We start from the raw sequence: 17,556 nt of genomic DNA, 5'->3' as shown, positions 1-17,556 counted from the left end.
TGACTTTTTCGTTCTTTTGTGTCAAGACAAAAGGACAAAACCTCACCACTCATTACGTTCAGTATGTCATGTCGACGGCAGGAGACATCTCTATTCAAAGTTCGGAGATTCCTCACTACACTGCGTTTCGTATCGGAATGACAAACAGAATAGAATGACAGAGTACTACGTCATCATAAAAAACAGCAGTAAAGCAATAAGGACAATTACAAAGTAAGTACGTATTTGAGCAGCACTAAAAAAAGAAACACCTTTTTCACTACGGCGTTGCATAATACTTTTCCTTAAAAAATAAAACAACTGAAAAACCACAATGGCTCCAAATATAAAAAGTAGTTTTTTTTGCATAACGCAGGTAAGTATTATTCTGCCAGCATTTTATTTACAATATCAATAACCTTTTGGAGCTGTTCCTGTTTAGTGATATTAGAGTTATCCATCTCAATGGCATCATCGGCCTTAACAAGCGGAGAGTCTTCACGATGGGTATCCATATAATCACGCTCTACCACATTTTTATACACCTCATCATAAGTTACCACCTGCCCCAGCCCGGTAAGCTCTTTAAAACGACGCTGTGCACGCGTTTCGGGAGAGGCATTCATAAATATCTTAAGCTCGGCATTAGGGAATACTACGGTACCTATATCGCGTCCGTCCATAACAACACCTTTTGCCTCGCCCATGTGCTTTTGCTGTTCTACCAGCTTGTGGCGCACCTGTGGCACTTCGGCAACGCGGCTTACCAGTTGTGACACGGCAAGAGTACGTATTTCCTTCTCTACATTTACTTCGTTAAGATACATTTCGGCAAACTCCAGTACAGGATTGTACAAAAACTGTAGTGTAACATCATCCAGATGTTCTATTAAACCTTCGCGGTTAAAAAAATCATTATCTATTAGTCCGATTTGCATGGCATATAGCGTAACGGCACGGTACATAGCACCGGTATCCACATAAACATAGCCTAAATACCTGGCCAGTTGCTTAGCCAGCGTACTTTTTCCGGTAGACGAAAAGCCATCTATGGCAATCGTAATTTTTTTATCCAATTTACTGCAGGTTAATGGTTAACCCTATAAGGCTTGTATTTGCTGCAAGGGTGTATTTTGAGTACGAATAATCAAAGCGCAATTTATTAAACCTTACGCTTACTCCCGCAGAAATTCCCGAAAAAGTTCGCTTGTCCTGTATACTTAGTTCCTGCCCTCTCCTAAAGTTATAACCTAACCTAAGGTTAAAGCTCTTACCCGGAAACAGTTCGGCACCCAGTATAACGTGACGAAGTGCATTATTGATAAACGAAACTTTTTCTTCGGTCACCTCCCCGTCAATGCTCTGTTCGGCACGGTTAGGGTTTGAGAAAGAAATATTCCACTGCTGTAGGTTTTCCAGCGTAATATGCCAGCGTATAGGTACGTTTTCAACCTCCTGTGATATACCCGCTATAATCTCAAACGGAAGTTTTTCCTGCAGTCCTGCATAAGTAGTTAACTGAGTACCCATATTACGCAGTACCAGTGCATAGTTAATATCGTTATCGGTATCAATATAAATAGCTCCTATATCCAGCGCCACCCCAAAGGAGTTGTAGCTTTCCAGTGTAGAAGATATTAGTTTAAGGTTACTCCCCAGGTAAAGGTTTGTCCAGGGCACATTGTAGGCATATCCAAATGAAATGGCAATTTCACTACCCGTAAAATCACCTGTTAGGAGCCCTGTTTCGTCACGACCTTCAAACGTACCATAATCAACGTAGTTAACCCCCATATGGAAAGTTTGCACGTGCCTGTCCCACGTGTAGGCATAAGCAGCAGTACCATAATTTACCTCCCCATAGTAGCTACCATAGTTAGCCGTAAGGTGGTTATCCATCTCCGGATTAATGGTTGCGGGGTTATAAATAGCCTGATTTACGTCATAATCGTACAGGGTAACAATCTTACCACCCAAAGCCGCCTGACGCGGAGAGGTAACAAGATTAAGAAACTGATATGTGTATTTACCCCCTATCTGGCTGTAAGACACCGCCGTAAATAAGATAAAGAAGTAAATAAACGCTTTTTTGAACATTGCCGTCTGTAGGTTTTTCTGCATACTATAACGCAGGTGCGAAGATATTATTTTTTTACTTACGAGATAAGAGTAATTAAAGATTAGAATTTTGATTTAGACAACAGATAAAAGACACAAGAAAACAGACTTCAATATGACGCGGTAATCTATTATAAATGATGAATTTTGAATGAGATTCCTCCGTTCCGCTATCGCTACAGTCGGAATGAAAAAAGAGATCCTTCCTATCGTCAGGATGACAACCCCTACTGTCATTTTGAGCGTAACGAAGTGAAGTCGAAAAATCTCTTATTGATAACAGTGCCAAACGGCATTAGGTTTTAAAGGCGTTAAGTAAATTACCGAAGGCGGCGTATAAAAGCATCCGCTGTTTGAGGCGATAGCCGAGTTCGGATGGTTTAGCCGAATGAGGAAATTTATAGCCTGAGAAACCATAGCCTTGACTTTTTCGTTCTTTTGTGTCAAGACAAAAGGACAAAGATTAGATTATAATAAATGATGAATTTTAAATTTTGAATGAGATCCTTCCTAACGTCAGGATGACAACTCCAACTGTCATTTTGAGCATAATGAAGTGGAGCCGAAACACGAGGCTGAAAAGCCGAACTGATGAAATAAATCTAATACAGAGATTTCTCACTACACTTCGTTTCGTATCGGAATGACAACCGCTAAAACATAAAAAAACGGCTAAGATATCCCTTAGCCGTTTTTCCTTTCAAATAAAGTAACCCTATTTGAAATTATAACGTTTTTGCGTTTTTCACCTTTTGGTCGGTAATGGCATGTTTAACCACTTCCTGCATTTCGCTCACATAGTGGAACGTTAACCCCTGTAGGTATTCCTGTTTAATTTCCTCTATATCACGACGGTTCTCGTCACAAAGGATAATCTCTTTGATACCTGCCCTTTTAGCAGCAAGGATTTTCTCCTTAATACCGCCTACAGGCAATACACGTCCGCGAAGGGTAATCTCCCCTGTCATAGCAAGATTTTTTTTCACCCTTTTTTGCGTGAACGACGATACCAGCGATGTAAGCATAGCAATACCGGCACTTGGTCCGTCTTTTGGTGTAGCTCCTTCCGGTACGTGAATGTGCACGTTATAGTTAGAAATCACTTCCGGACTAATACCCAGCAGTTCTGCATTTGCCTTAATGTATTCCAGAGCGATGGTAGCCGACTCCTTCATAACATTACCAAGGTTACCCGTCATGGTTAATGCGCCTTTACCTTTACTAAGTAACGACTCTATAAATAATATATCGCCGCCTACACTTGTCCAGGCAAGACCTGTAACCACACCTGCCACTTCGTTATTTTCATACTTATCGCGCTCCATTCTTGGTGAGCCCAGTACTTCGATAACATCGGCTTCGGTAGCCTTATGGTTATATTCTTCCTCCATGGCAATACATTTTGCAGTATGTCTTACCATTTTGGCAATTTGTTTTTCAAGTCCGCGTACGCCCGACTCCCTAGTGTAGCCGGTTACGATTTTCTCCATCTGTTTTTTACCAATGCTCAGGTCCTTATCGGTAAGTCCGTGTTCTTTAAGCTGTTTTGGTAACAGGTGGCGTTTTGCAATCTCTACCTTTTCCTCAATGGTGTAACCTGTCATATTTATAATTTCCATCCTGTCACGAAGCGCAGGCTGAATAGTTGCCATGTTGTTAGACGTGGCTATAAACATTACTTTACTAAGGTCGTACCCCAGTTCAAGGAAGTTATCATAAAACTCCGAGTTCTGCTCAGGGTCCAGTACCTCAAGCAATGCACTCGATGGGTCTCCGCTTGGCCCTACCGATAGTTTATCTATCTCATCAAGTACAAACACAGGGTTACTTGTTCCTGCCTTTTTAATACTCTGGATAATACGACCCGGCATAGCACCGATGTACGTTTTACGGTGACCGCGAATTTCGGCCTCATCACGAAGTCCGCCCAGTGAAATACGAATGTACTCACGCCCCAGTGCTTCGGCAACCGATTTACCTATGGATGTTTTACCAACTCCCGGAGGACCGTATAAACATAATATAGGCGATTTCATATCGTTTCTCAGCTTTAATACGGCTAAGTATTCTATAATACGTTTTTTAACGTCTTCAAGTCCAAAATGGTCACGGTGCAGTATTTTTTCGGCACGCTTCAGGTCAAACTTATCTTTAGAGAATTCGTTCCAAGGCAAATCAAGCATCAGCTCTAAATAGTTACGCTGAATACCATATTCTGCCGCCTGTGGGTTCATCCGCTGCAGTTTTGAAACCTCCTTATCAAAGTGTTCCTTCGTTTTGGCGTTCCATTTTTTGGCTTTACCCTTTTTGCGCATTTCCTCTATTTCCTGATCGTGTGAAACACCACCCAGTTCTTCCTGAATGGTTTTCATTTGTTGATGAAGGAAATATTCACGCTGCTGCTGATCTAAATCAAAACGTACCTTACTCTGGATATCGTTTTTAAGTTCCAGCTTTTGCAGCTCAAGGTTCATGTGGCGAAGGGTTTCCAGCGCACGGTTTTTAAGGCTGCCTTCGGCAAGCAGTTCCTGCTTTTCCTTTACGGTAAGACTCATATTTGAGGAAACGAAGTTCACAAGGAACGAGTCGCTCTCAATGTTCTTAATCGCAAAAGTAGCCTCGGTAGGGATATTAGGGCTTTCCTTAATAATCTGGATAGCCAGTTCCTTAATCGAATCTATAATGGTATTAAACTCGGCATCGTCCTTTTCAGGGCGGTCTTCATTCACTTCCTTAACGGTAGCACGCAGGTAAGGCTCTTCGGCAGTTACCTCATCAATCTCAAAGCGTTTTTTACCCTGAATGATTACAGTTGTATTACCGTCGGGCATTTTAAGCACACGCAATATGCGGGCTACAGTACCTATTTTATGGATATCGCTAGCTGTAGGCTCTTCTACCTTTTCGTCTTTTTGAGCCACTACCCCAATAATTTTACCACTGGCATTGGCTTCGTTTATCAGTTTGATAGACTTATCTCTGCCTGCTGTAATTGGGATTACCACCCCCGGGAAAAGCACCATATTGCGCAATGGCAGTATAGGCAAATCGGCAGGTAGTACCTCGCGGTTCATTTCTTCCTCATCTTCAGGGGTCATTAACGGAATCAAATCGGCATCTGTATCCAGTTCCTGAAGTGACAAACTGTCAATATTTAATATTTTTTGATTAGACATACTTATAATAGGTCATTTTGTCATTAAACATTTGCTGTTATGCAAATGCCCCGTTTATTTTGGGGATATTATTTACTTGTATATCAGTAATAACAATGCATTAGCTGATATGTTAACGCAGTATAATGTCAATCATTATGCCACATTAGGGTTTTTCTTAAAAAAGAACGCCCCACGTAAAGCGGGGCGTACCAGTAGATATAGTAGTTTGAGTTAGTAGTTCGAAACTAAAATTTAGAAGCTGTAGTCTACATCATAAGTACCTGTAAAGTTAACTACTTCGGTACCGTTTGTAGCAGAGAAACTGTATGTTCCTGCAATTCTGTCTTCTGTTTTGCTGTTTATAACTACAGATCCGGTTGTTGCCATGTACATAGATTCCGGAGATGTAGTTAAATATCGTGCACCTACTACGTCTTCAAGCATGTTTCCGGTAATTTGGTATGTACCCGGAGTTAGTGAAGCATCGATAGTAAGTACAACTTTGTTATTAGATGTATCAAATCCGTTAATGCTAATAGTCTCTCCCGATCCGGCATCGGCAACAGCCACACCTATGTTAGCAATAGCATAATCATTACCATCAAGAGATGCTGTAAATTCATCTTCATTTCCATTAACAGGAGGCATACCACCTGTATAGCTTACGTTGGTAAAAGCACCATTGGTAAACTCTATTGGCTCTACATCTTCTTCATCATTACTCCACCATCCGGTAAAACTAAATGTACCCGAAATAGTTTGGTTAAGAAGATCAATATCTGTAATAGTTACTGATCCTGACGGTTGTTCCTCATCAAGATTAACATTAGTATATTGATACATAGACATAGCCGGTGTATAAATTATCAAAATATCATTTCCTGTATAAGTTTGCCCTTCTACAGGGTTCATTAATACAAAACTCACACTTTCAATATTAGAACCTGAAATTCTTACACCATTTACACTTAGCATACCTTCGTTATAAATAGCGGCGCTTTGGGTAGCTACATAAGTTTGTCCGTTAAAATCTACAGTAAACGAACCTCCTGTCGATCCACCTGGGTTTTCACCTATGTTATCTAATAATACCGGGTCTACAGGTTCGGTATCACAAGCTGTAAAGCCTATTGCTAAAAAAAGAAGGGCAAAAGCCTGTACAATCTTAAATCTCTTCATAACGTACTTTTTTCGGTTTTTAAATTGTATCCCTGTTAAAGATTATATACTTAAGTTAGGTGCCCAAATATAAAGTAATTTTTTTAATATCTTAATGTTTTTTTAATACCCTTGTCAGTAATATTATACCTATTACAAAGAATAATGTAAGAAATATAACAGAATATCGCATACTTCCGAAAATCTGGTCAATAGCACCATAAAGTATCATACCTATTACGATTCCTATTTTTTCGGTCACATCATAAAAGCTGAAAAACGATGCAGTATCCTGAGTTTCAGGTAACATTTTAGAATAGGTACTTCTTGACAGCGATTGTATACCTCCCATTACAAGCCCCACAAAACCGGCAGTAATGTAAAAGTGCATAGGCAGGGTTACAAAGAAAGCCGCCACACATATAACAGCCCAAACGGCATTTATCCCTATAAGTGTTTTAATATTTCCGAATTTTGCCGAAAGTTTTGAGGTTAATATTGCACCCGCAACGGCTACAAGCTGTATTAATAATATACTGCCTATAAGTCCCATACTCTTAGCATCATCACTACCCCACTCTATTTCTTTTGCTCCAAAGTAAGTAGCTACAAGCATTACGGTTTGTACAGCCATACTGTAAACAAAAAATGCCCCCAGGTAACGCTTAAGCTGGGTAGTTTGCTTTAACTGATCCCACACTTTGCGTAACTCCTTAAAACCGTTAAAAAACACATGGCTTGTTACTTTATTGCTGTTTTTGTTTCCTTTTGGTAAATAGTAATAAGTGTACTGGCTAAACAGTATCCACCACACTCCTACCGTTATAAACGATATACGCATGGCTTTCATAGCAGCAGGCTCTTCTTCTGTACCTGTAATTTTAAAAGTATCGGGCATCATAACCATAGCCAGGTTAAGTATAAGGAGTATTACACTACCTATGTACCCCATTGAGTACCCTTTTGCACTTATACCGTCCTGCTGTTCAGGGTAGGCAACATCGGGTAGGTAAGAATTATAAAACACTAGGCTGCCCCAAAAACCTACAAGTCCAAAAAAGTAAAGCGATAAACTAAGGTATAAATTACCTAAGTCAAACCAGTACAAACCAATACAGGCGAGTGCCCCCATGTAACAAAACAGTTTAAGGAAGCCCTTTTTGTTTCCGCTATAATCGGCAATACCCGAAAGTAACGGCGAAATAAAAGCCACGACTAAAAAGGCAAAGGCAGTAATAAAACTCATTAGGGCAGTATCTTTTACTGTAAAGCCTAAAAAGTCAATGTATTCTATTTTTGCCCTGCTAAAAAGTTGCTCATAAAATATAGGGAATACTGCCGAAGCAATTACCAGACTGTAAACCGAGTTTGCCCAATCGTAAAACGCCCAGGCATTAAGGAGTTTTTTATCTCCCTTTTGTAGTTGTACCGACATACTTAATTATTTGGTTTGTTTTGCCAAAACTAATTTATTTTTTGGATTATAGGATTATCTCAGGGTTAGATTTTAGTATGTAATAGCTGTAAGCACAATGTTTGTCATTCCGATTGAAGCGATAGCGGGAAAGAGGAATCTTGTTAATGGCTGTCCTTTTGTCTTGAGTTAAAATACTGTATTGTCATCCTGACGAAGGAAGGATCTCATTTAGAAAACATAACAGATTGCCAAATACCCCTAAAGAAAAATATCAAAAACATACTATCTGATCCATTTGCCGCTTATTTTTTAAGAAGATGTAAGCTCCCAAAAAATAACATTAAAGCTTAATATAAGTGTAGCTACAAATATCATTAAATACACCCACCACATCCTGAGTTCTTTTGCCATAAAAAGCCTAACCAATACACAGGCAATAACAGATGGTATTAATGCTGCTATGAATACAAAAACTAAAACAGCAACCGGATTACCGGTAAGAAAAAATAATTTAATCATTCTTATATTTTATCTGTATGAAAATTGTTTTAAAACCTTTCTTTCCATCTTATCGTCAGGCCAAATTTCAATTTTGTAATAATCGTTATCACTCTCATTAGCCAGGTCGGTTTCAGCTACGCTTTTAAAGTTAGAGCCATAAACCCTTACCCTGTATTTACCCGGTGTCACTTTTATGGTTAACTCCACCGTACTAGTAGGACAATCCATAATTAGTAATTCTCCCGATGAGATGTCAATTCCCCCTTCCACAACATGATCATACAAACTGTAATCTATATTTTTAACGGGATTTTGCAAAACGGTTATTTCCCCTTTTACATTCCCATAACAATAGGTACCAACAGCAATAATCCCCTGCTCTGCTGCAAAGCGTGCCTCAAAAGCTTCATCAGTCCAAAACTCATTTGAATTAGAATCCATTTTAGCTTCCTTATCTTCAAGATAAAACTGATTATATTCTGTATAAAAATTAAATGTATGGGTCATATTTTGTGTTTGCGCACTGCAAAAGCCTGTAATAAGTATTAATAAAGCGATTAGCTTTTTCATTTAATAAAAACCTTTAAATTGTTTCAGGATCTTTCTTTCCATATTATCGTCAGGCCAAATTTCAATTTTGTAATAATCGTTATCACTATCGTTCTCTAAATCAAAATCTTCTACACTACTAAAGTTAGAACCATAAACCCTTATCATGTATTTACCCGGAGTCACTTTTATGGACAACTTTACTCCTGTTGAAAAGCAATCTACAACTTGTAATTCTCCCGATGAGATGTCAATCCCCCCTTCCGCAACATAATCATACAAGCTGTAATCTATATCTTTAACGGGATTTTGTAAAACGGTTATCTCCCCTTTTACACTGCCATAACTATAGGTACTTATACCTATAATACCCAACTCCATTGCCAGCATACTTGTAACAGCCTCATCTGTCCAAAAATTAGGCGAACCAGTATCCCCTTTTGCTTCCTTATCTTCAAGATAAAACTGATGGTGTGAACTACTGAAGTTAAATGTATGGGTCATATTTCGTGTTTGTGCTCTGCAAAAGCCTGTAATAAGTGTTAGTAAAACGATTAGCTTTTTCATGATTTAAACAGTTCGTTGTAAAAATCCAGTGTTTCTAATACTTTAAGAAGTTTTTCCCTTTCCTTATAACGCGGAAGTTTATCTTCTATATATACCTCAGGAGCATAAACATCAAAAATTTGTCCTGCTATACCTTTGTAAATTTCCAAATCATAACCGGCATTATCTGTAATATAAACTCTGGCCTGAGGATTTTTAAAAGTATCAGTATCTATATCATTAATACTATTTACCGTTTTTGTAAGTCTTCTTTTTTCGGAAGCATCTGTTACTTCAATACGCTTAAGTTTTGTATAGTTTTTATCTGAAGTGGCATACTTAAACATCCTCCCATCGCTTAACATAACAAGAAAACTGTTTTGTGAACCAAAGTACCTCATGGAAGATTTAGACATAACAATCACTACTGCATCTTTATCTTCAATGCCTAATTTCTCTAAATAGGGATTTACACTTACTATAACCTCTTTATATTGTGAAGGATAAGTTTCTTTATTTAGATTTTTTGAAGTCCCACAGGATAACACTAAAAACAATAAGGGTAAGGCAATGAGTTTTTTCATACAGCAATATAGCATTTTTATACTGCATTACTATAAACAAAAAAGCTTTGGTTACCCAAAGCTTTTTTATAGAATATAACTCATTTAAATACTTATCGCAGTACCTGCCCCCCGGCAACAACATTTTTATTTCTAAGATTGCTTTGCGAACTAAAGGTTGTTACTACAAACGATATTTTAAAGTTTTCAAGAAATACCAGCCCCAGCGTTACCTGTCCAAATGTAAAGTTACTCTTGTCTATACCAAGGTTGGTTTGGTACTCATCTGTCCCAAAATAAAGAGAAGTACTTGCTTCAAAGAAAAAGCGCAGTTCGTTATTATCTATAGCTGCATCGCCATAAAAATTTAATCCTACAGCAGCGCTTCCGGCCCAATCATCGGTAGTTGTACCAAAAGCCGGTAAATCGGCTGCTCCTTTTGCTATAAATCTTCCCAAAAGGTTATAATCATGATTTGCTGAGTGTGCATAAACAACAGGATATTCAAAAGTTAAAACAGTATTACCTCCATAGGTTACCAACCTTTGATAGGCTTCTTCCTGCTGGGCACTTTCATCATCATTAATATTACTACTGGAAACCATTGTACCAAGGCTAACCCTAAAAGCACCAAGGTTACCCCCTACCAGCTCTGAATAAATTGAACCCGAATTGTTACCAAAGCTTACACCTGTATTACCAAGAGCCTTAAACCTTTTACCTTCGTTTTCATAAAGCACATCAAAAACAGCTCTTGATTTTTTTCCTCCCGGAAAATAAGTGAGTCTTTTAAAAAGTACAGTATCAACTCGCATTACCTGCTTCAGGCTGTCTATCTGAGTATTTAGACCTTTAATATTCTTTTTGTAGCTGGCAATAGTATCTAGCCTTTTATTAATTTCATCATCGGTAAACCTAGGCACAGGCGGGTTTGCCGTTGGGTTATAATTATTGGCATTATTGGTAAGTGCAGTTTGTATTTTATTAATTTTTTCTTCCTCTACGCTAATATCTTTGGTATGATATTCTATTAAAATCTGTTCTTTAGATTTTACTGGCGTGGCTCCTTCTGCAAAAGAATTTTCTAGCCTGCTAGCCTTAACCGGAGATATGCTCTTAACTTTAAGTCCGGCAACCTGAGCATTAGCCCCACAAAAGGCAATTAATAATAGTAAAAGTAATTTTGTTTTCATTGATTTGGTGATTTTGTTAAAGTGTTAAAATTAACATTTTAACATAAACTACACCATACCCTTTTATAGGTATTTTACTATCAAAAAAACACGGGTAAGAATATGAGTTTTTTCATATAGCAATATATTAAATATCATCTTAGCTTATTACACCCACCCAATTATTAAATTTAATTCCACAAAAAAGCCCCGCTAAAAGCGAGGCTCAATATCTTTAAAATAGTAGTCTTGTTTCTATTATCTTTTATCTAAAATCATTACTTAAATGTTACCCCAAACTTAGCTGCTTCGGCTTTAGCTTCCGGAATCATTTTTTGCAGGTTAGCAATCCTTGTGGCATCACTAGGGTGCGTACTAAGCAGCTCGGGAGTTCCGCCTGCACCCTGTGCCGACATCCTTTGCCAAAAAGCAATAGCATCGTCTGGGTTATATCCGGCAATAGCCATAAGTATAAGTCCGTATTTATCAGCCTCAGTCTCGTGGCTTCTGCTAAACGGAAGCATACCTAAAACGTTAGACCCCACACCATAAGCCTGCATATAAATTTGTTGTGCAGCTTCGCTTTCTTGGGTTGTTGCTGCTCCTAAAAGTACAGCACCTACCTGTTGCGCCTGGCTCGCCGTCATACGCTGTCCGCCGTGGTTAAGTAACGCGTGCGATACCTCGTGCCCCATAACAGTTGCCAGTCCGGCTTCGGTTTTAGTAACCGGAAGTATACCACTATACACTACAATTTTACCCCCCGGCATACACCATGCATTAAGCGACGGATCCTGTACCAAATGATATTCCCACTGGTAATCCTTTAAATACCCCTGGTAGCCGTTAGCATTAAGGTATTTTTCGGCAGCAGCCCTAATTTTTTGGCCTACTGTGGTAACCATTTTTGCTTCGGCAGTACCGGTAATCACCTTGTTTTCCTTAATAAAAGCATCATACTGCTGAAAGGAAGCAGGGAAAATCTGATCGTTTGACACTACGTTAAACTGCGATTTCCCTGTAAAAGGATTGGTGGTACAGGCAAAAAACATCATCAGTATAAACCCCGATAATACAACTATACTCTTTCTCATATAACGATAAAATTGGTTTTGCTAAATCAAAATTAGTAAATATTTTCCTGTAATTTCCTTAATAATTACCCACAGTCCGTTAAAGTATTGTGAACGTTTTGATTAGGGTAATCACTTTCTCAAATCGAGCGATGCTTTTAAGATAGCCCCAACCAAAGCTAAATCAATATCGGCCTCAGGGTTTATGGGTAATATTTTCATACGTGCCCGCTTTTCCTGTACCAGTTCGGGGAAATCAAGCAAACCACCATCTACAAACCCTATGTAAGGCATGCCCGTTTTTTTGTGGGTATGAAAGTAGCACAGCATTTTCCCTTTGTGGTAAAAAAACGGCATACTGTATTTCCACTCCTGCGTTATGGCATCATCAAAACCACTTATAAAATCTTTCAGGGCAAGCAGGCAACCCTTTATCGGCTCGTTAAGCCTGTCAAAATAATTGTCAAACGGACGTAGCATTTAATTCAATTTTAATACTATCTAAGGTAAGAAATTTCTAACTTGCCAATAAATAATTCTACCACATGTCAGTAAGCAGTTCAAACCGCAGGTCAATGGCCATACCAAAACCCATAAGGGTAACGGCAAAAGTACTCGAAGCTACCTCACAAAAAATGGCGGCAAAATTTGCCATGAAGCTATTTATAACCCCTATGAAATTCCCTATCCCTAAACGGGAAGAAAAAATGGAGGCCGAAAGCAGGCAGGAGTTTGTAAAAGTTCCGGCAATCAATAAAACCATAAGAGCTTATCATTATGGCGACAGCGACAAAAAAGTACTGCTGGTACACGGCTGGAGCGGCCGCGGAACACAACTACAGTCCATCGCCGAAAAACTGGTAAAAAAAGGCTACAGCACTATTAGTTTTGATGCTCCCGGGCATGGTAAAGCTCCGGGAAAAACCAGTGACATGACTGAGTTTATCGCTGCCATACTGGAGCTTGAAAAGCAATACGGCCCCTTTACTTATGCTGTGGGGCATTCGTTGGGAGGCATGTCGGTACTTAATGCCATAAAACAGGGACTAAAGGTAGATAAGGCAGTAATTATAGGCAGCGGCGATATTATAGAAGATATAATGAACAACTTTATAAAAGAGTTAGGCATGAATATTGGTACTGGTAAACTGATGATGAAGCTGTTTGAAAAAAAGTTTGGTGAAACCATCAACAGCTATTCGGCGTATATAGCAGCACAGGCAGTAACTGTTCCCGTACTGGTTATTCACGACGAAGATGATACCGATGTCCCCGTAACCGCTGCACACCACATCCATAAACATTTGGCAAACAGCCAGCTTATGATAACGCAGGGATTAGGGCACCGAAAAATATTGGGCGACAGCACTGTCATCAAAACGTTAACCCAATTCTTACTATCATGAAAAAATTAATGGCATTGCTTATCCTGTTCTCCCTTACCTCGTGTAACGGACAGGTGAAAAAGAAAGAACATAAAGCCGAAAAGGCTAAAACCGAAAAGACCGACGGCAAATTTAAGGTAACCAAAACCGATGCCGAATGGAAAAGCGAACTAAGCCCTGAGGAATATTCGGTACTTCGTGAAAAAGCTACCGAAAGGCCTTATACAGGGAAGTATGATGAGTTTTTTGAAGATGGCGTATATGTATGTGCCGCCTGCGGAAACCCACTGTTCAAGTCAGACAACAAATACAATTCCCATTGCGGATGGCCTTCGTTTGACCAGGCAATTAAAGGATCTGTAATTTATGAGGAAGATTTCTCACACGGTATGCACCGCACCGAGGTTATGTGTGCCAACTGTGGCGGTCACCTGGGGCATGTGTTTGACGACGGACCAAAAGCTACAACCGGAGAGCGTTTTTGTACCAATTCGGTTTCCATTAAATTTATCCCTGCAGAAGAACTTAAAAAAGCGAAAAAGGAGTAATTACAATGAAAGATTACAATGTAAACAAATCAGAAGCCGAGTGGAAAGAACAACTTGGACTGGAACGTTATAAAATACTTAGGCAAAAAGGAACCGAGTTCCCCCACTCCGGCAAATACAATATGCACTTTGAAGAAGGTACTTATGTATGCGGAGCTTGTGGCGAACCCCTGTTTGCATCAAACTCAAAATTCAATTCGCACTGCGGATGGCCATCGTTTGATGAAGCACTTCCGGGTAAAATCGAATATGTAAAAGATACCTCTCACGGTATGATTCGCACCGAGATTATGTGTGCCAACTGTGGCGGTCACCTGGGTCATGTGTTTGACGACGGACCTACCCAAACCGGACAACGTTATTGCGTTAACTCCCTATCGGTAGATTTTAAAGAGTAACATTTTTTACAGATACCCCGCCCCGCCCACCAGCGGGGCTTTTTTATCCCCTACTGTCATTACAAGGAAGAATAACAAAGCAGAGTATTCAAATGGCATTAGGTTCTGTAGTGTAAAGAAACATCAAGTTGCTGGCGCGAGCGTCACGCTCGTGTCCAAAGACAAAGAGATCCTTCCTTCGTCAGGATGACAAACACGCTCTGTCATTTTGAGCGCAACGAAGTGGAGTCGAAAAATCTCAATCATATCCCCTCCCGCTAATGCGAGCCTCCCACTCATTCCAAAAACAAAGAGATCCTTCCTTCGTCAGGATGACAAACACGCTCTGTCATTTTGAGCGCAACGAAGTGGAGTCGAAAAATCTCAATCATATCCCCTCCAGCTAATGCGAGCCTCCTACTCATTCCAAAAACAAAGAGGTCCTTCCTTCGTCAGGATGACAAACACGCTCTGTCATTTTGAGCGCAACGAAGTGGAGTCGAAACACGAGGCTGAAAAGCCGAACTGATGAAATAAATCTCAAAAACGAAGTAATTTTTAGCTTAAAGAACCATCGCCTTGACTTTTTCGTTCTTTTGTGTCAAGACAAAAGGACATAAACACATCAATCATATAAAATAAAACAGTAACTTTAAACTATGGATCTCTTTAACGAAAAACCCGACTGGGCACAGGCTTTAACCCCGCTACTGGAAAAATACAAAGGCGCAAAACATCCGCTGGAATACAAAAACATATACCAGTTACTGGTAATGGTAGTACTATCGGCGCAAGACAGCGATGCTCATATCAATAAGGTAGCACCAAAATTCTTTAAAGAATTCCCCGATATGAAGTCGCTCGCAAAAGCTAATACCGAACAGCTTACCGCAATACTAAGCGAAGTGCGCTTTCACGGCAACAAAATAGCATGGCTACAGGATATAGCATCAACCGTAAAAGAAGACAAAAATATTCCCCTTACTATGAAAGAGTTAACTGCCCTTAAAGGTGTTGGGCGAAAATCGGCAAACGTAATAATGCGCGAAGCCGGCGTACCGGTAGAAGGCATAATGGCCGACTTACACGTTATACGCGTTGCTCCCCGTCTGGGGATTGCACAGGGTAAAGATGCCATAAAAATTGAAAAGCAAATGATGGAAGCGCTCCCTCGTGATATGTGGGCCGATGCCGGAATGGCAATATCTTACCTTGGTCGTGAAACCTGCCGACCAAGCAACCCAAAACACAGCGAATGCATCATGAAAAATGTTTGCGAATACTACCAAAACGAAAAGAAGTAATTTTAGCTTAAACAAGCAAAGCCTTTACCTTTTCGTTCTTTTGTATCAAGACAAAAAGACAAAGCTATTTATCATTACTAAGTATGAAGTAATCTATTAATAGGCTCTGTTTGTCATTCTGACGAAGGAAGAATCTCATTTCCATCTCGACCTTGTGGAGAAATCTCCTTATATTTAATTTAGATTTCTCACTCCATTACATTACGTATCGAAATGACAAGTCCGCAAACGGCATTAGGTTCTGTAGCGTAAAGAAAATTATAACCGAGGCGTTAATAAGTATCCGCTGTTTGAGGTTACAACCGAGTTCGGATGGTTTAGCCAAGAGCCATAATTTTAGCTTAAACAAGCAAAGCCTTTACCTTTTCGTTCTTTTATGACAAAACAAAAGGACAAAAAACAACACATTATAAAACAAAAAAGAGAGGCATAAACCTCTCTTTTTCAGCAATTATATAATAATATATTAAGAATATATCTTTATAAGTTTCCCCTCTCCGGTAAATGATGCTGTAAGCTCAATACCGTCCTGAGTTTTCATTTCAAGTAAATAATTCCCCTTATCAGATTTTTTAGCCTTTATAACTTTATAATCCCCATAATCCTTATGAATATTATCCATAACTTTCTTAGGAATTTCACTAAGCTTAATTTCTTTATATATTTCTTCCTGCTCCTGATATATAGCAGGGATGTTGTAATAAACAGTAACCGATGCGGTTGCAGTAAAAGCAGCCATCAGCATTGCTGAAGCAAAAATCAGTTTTTTCATGTTTAGCTATTTAGTTAGTTGAATCTACCCAAAGTTACAACATACAACTACAAGCTGTATTAAAATATTGCTAAAGTTTAAAAACCAAGACCAAAACGGGCTCTTAGAAGCAATATCGCTCCTTCTTCCGATTTATGAACATGACTTCTGTGAACATACGATCCTACATGTACGTAACCAATCCCTGCACCTAATTCATAATCAAACCTTTTCCCTAAAGTCCTCCTCATACCCCACATCGGTACAATATTTAAAAAGCTAGGTACATCACCTACATCATTAAGCTGTATAACACCAAAATCAGCATAATAAGTTGTGTTAACTGAAAAGTAATTTGCCCTGTTTCTTGCTATATCTTTTCCTTTTCTTACACGTCTGCCTAAATTATAGTACCATCTGGGCTCTATTGTAAATGCTGGAAGAGCAAAAAAACCATCTTCACTTCCATCATCAAAAAACCAATCTGCATTGGCTTTAACCCCCACAGCATAACCAGCCTCAGCTCTTAATGTTATTTGATTTGCAAGCTTAAATTCATAATACAATACTAAACCGGGATCACCTATTTGTACCCCCTTAATTTCTTTCTCAACAATTGGTTTTTGTTCATCTGATTGCTGAGCAGTCATTTTCCCTGCGCATAGCAAGGTGATTAAGGCCAAGCCTAACAATTTGTTTTTCATAGGTTTAATTTGGTTAATTGTGGTGCAATATAGTAAAGATTTAATATTTTTTTACATGAAAAATAAAACATTACACCCTTTTTAAAAGAAGTAAATAATAAGGTCTTTTAATTTTTAAGAATAGAACTTATATATAAAAACAAAAAACCCTATCCGATATTGGATAGGGTTTTCAAAAGAAAGGCAGTGTCATACTCTCCCACAAATTGCAGTACCATCTGCGCAAGCGGGCTTAACTTCTCTGTTCGGAAAG

At 39.1% G+C, this 17,556-nt stretch carries 19 protein-coding genes; 4 read left to right on the top strand and 15 right to left on the bottom strand.

What is annotated here, in order from left to right:
- Positions 1-165 precede the first annotated feature (165 nt).
- From GN157_RS12150 to GN157_RS12090, 13 genes are all read right to left on the bottom strand, one after another.
- Entirely contained in the window at positions 166-348 is a 183-nt protein-coding gene (locus GN157_RS12150; RefSeq protein WP_035134648.1) for a hypothetical protein, read from the bottom strand.
- A 14-nt stretch (positions 349-362) separates the two neighbouring features.
- Positions 363-1,055 carry a (d)CMP kinase gene (cmk, locus tag GN157_RS12145; RefSeq protein ID WP_157483662.1) on the bottom strand — a complete coding sequence of 231 codons (693 nt, stop codon included), beginning with the start codon at positions 1,053-1,055 and terminating at the stop codon, positions 363-365.
- A 1-nt stretch (position 1,056) separates the two neighbouring features.
- Positions 1,057-2,076, bottom strand: a complete 1,020-nt coding sequence (gene porQ, locus GN157_RS12140; protein ID WP_035134901.1) for a type IX secretion system protein PorQ — start codon at positions 2,074-2,076, stop codon at positions 1,057-1,059.
- Between the two features lie 746 nt (positions 2,077-2,822).
- Positions 2,823-5,273 (bottom strand): endopeptidase La, encoded by a 2,451-nt coding sequence (gene lon, locus GN157_RS12135; protein WP_157483661.1) that lies wholly within the window; start codon positions 5,271-5,273, stop codon positions 2,823-2,825.
- Between the two features lie 234 nt (positions 5,274-5,507).
- Positions 5,508-6,434, bottom strand: a complete 927-nt coding sequence (locus GN157_RS12130; protein ID WP_157483660.1) for a DUF6252 family protein — start codon at positions 6,432-6,434, stop codon at positions 5,508-5,510.
- Between the two features lie 91 nt (positions 6,435-6,525).
- Complete coding sequence (locus tag GN157_RS12125; RefSeq protein ID WP_157483659.1) at positions 6,526-7,848, bottom strand: MFS transporter; 1,323 nt, start codon at positions 7,846-7,848, stop codon at positions 6,526-6,528.
- Between the two features lie 291 nt (positions 7,849-8,139).
- On the bottom strand, positions 8,140-8,349 hold the full coding sequence (locus GN157_RS12120) for a hypothetical protein (RefSeq protein ID WP_157483658.1): 210 nt from the start codon (positions 8,347-8,349) through the stop codon (positions 8,140-8,142).
- 9 nt (positions 8,350-8,358) lie between these two features.
- Complete coding sequence (locus GN157_RS12115) at positions 8,359-8,901, bottom strand: hypothetical protein (RefSeq protein WP_157483657.1); 543 nt, start codon at positions 8,899-8,901, stop codon at positions 8,359-8,361.
- Positions 8,902-9,447 (bottom strand): hypothetical protein, encoded by a 546-nt coding sequence (locus GN157_RS12110; protein ID WP_157483656.1) that lies wholly within the window; start codon positions 9,445-9,447, stop codon positions 8,902-8,904.
- Positions 9,444-10,010, bottom strand: coding sequence for a hypothetical protein (locus GN157_RS12105; protein WP_157483655.1), 567 nt, complete (start codon positions 10,008-10,010; stop codon positions 9,444-9,446). The genes GN157_RS12110 and GN157_RS12105 overlap by 4 nt, the downstream gene beginning before the upstream one ends.
- Positions 10,011-10,102: 92 nt before the next feature.
- The gene (locus GN157_RS12100; protein ID WP_157483654.1) at positions 10,103-11,182 is read right to left on the bottom strand and encodes a hypothetical protein; all 1,080 of its coding nucleotides are present in this window, start codon (positions 11,180-11,182) and stop codon (positions 10,103-10,105) included.
- A gap of 257 nt (positions 11,183-11,439) precedes the next feature.
- Positions 11,440-12,255 (bottom strand): M48 family metallopeptidase, encoded by an 816-nt coding sequence (locus GN157_RS12095; RefSeq protein WP_157483653.1) that lies wholly within the window; start codon positions 12,253-12,255, stop codon positions 11,440-11,442.
- A 111-nt stretch (positions 12,256-12,366) separates the two neighbouring features.
- Positions 12,367-12,714: a DUF1801 domain-containing protein gene (locus GN157_RS12090; RefSeq protein ID WP_157483652.1), complete on the bottom strand. Its 348-nt coding sequence runs from the start codon at positions 12,712-12,714 to the stop codon at positions 12,367-12,369.
- A gap of 65 nt (positions 12,715-12,779) precedes the next feature.
- Between GN157_RS12090 and GN157_RS12085 the strand changes: the two genes are divergently transcribed.
- The 4 genes from GN157_RS12085 to GN157_RS12070 all read left to right on the top strand — a co-directional run bounded on the left by GN157_RS12085 (position 12,780) and on the right by GN157_RS12070 (position 15,848).
- A complete protein-coding gene (locus GN157_RS12085) occupies positions 12,780-13,640 on the top strand; it encodes an alpha/beta hydrolase (protein ID WP_157483651.1) in 861 nt (286 codons plus the stop codon).
- On the top strand, positions 13,637-14,167 hold the full coding sequence (gene msrB / locus GN157_RS12080) for a peptide-methionine (R)-S-oxide reductase MsrB (RefSeq protein ID WP_157483650.1): 531 nt from the start codon (positions 13,637-13,639) through the stop codon (positions 14,165-14,167). The genes GN157_RS12085 and msrB (GN157_RS12080) overlap by 4 nt, the downstream gene beginning before the upstream one ends.
- A 5-nt stretch (positions 14,168-14,172) precedes the next feature.
- Complete coding sequence (gene msrB, locus GN157_RS12075; protein ID WP_157483649.1) at positions 14,173-14,565, top strand: peptide-methionine (R)-S-oxide reductase MsrB; 393 nt, start codon at positions 14,173-14,175, stop codon at positions 14,563-14,565.
- Between the two features lie 638 nt (positions 14,566-15,203).
- Positions 15,204-15,848: an endonuclease III domain-containing protein gene (locus GN157_RS12070; protein WP_157483648.1), complete on the top strand. Its 645-nt coding sequence runs from the start codon at positions 15,204-15,206 to the stop codon at positions 15,846-15,848.
- Positions 15,849-16,314: 466 nt separating this feature from the next.
- Here the strand turns inward: GN157_RS12070 and GN157_RS12065 are convergent, their stop codons facing one another.
- Positions 16,315-16,620, bottom strand: a complete 306-nt coding sequence (locus GN157_RS12065; RefSeq protein ID WP_157483647.1) for a hypothetical protein — start codon at positions 16,618-16,620, stop codon at positions 16,315-16,317.
- Positions 16,621-16,697: 77 nt separating this feature from the next.
- Positions 16,698-17,249 carry a hypothetical protein gene (locus GN157_RS12060; RefSeq protein ID WP_157483646.1) on the bottom strand — a complete coding sequence of 184 codons (552 nt, stop codon included), beginning with the start codon at positions 17,247-17,249 and terminating at the stop codon, positions 16,698-16,700.
- Between the last annotated feature and the right edge of the window lie 307 nt (positions 17,250-17,556).

The sequence above is a fragment of the Flavobacterium rakeshii genome (genome assembly GCF_009741375.1).
GTDB classification, from domain to species: domain Bacteria; phylum Bacteroidota; class Bacteroidia; order Flavobacteriales; family Flavobacteriaceae; genus Flavobacterium; species Flavobacterium rakeshii.
Note: the sequence above shows the minus strand (reverse complement) of the source record. Positions and strands in the feature narration are given on the sequence as shown.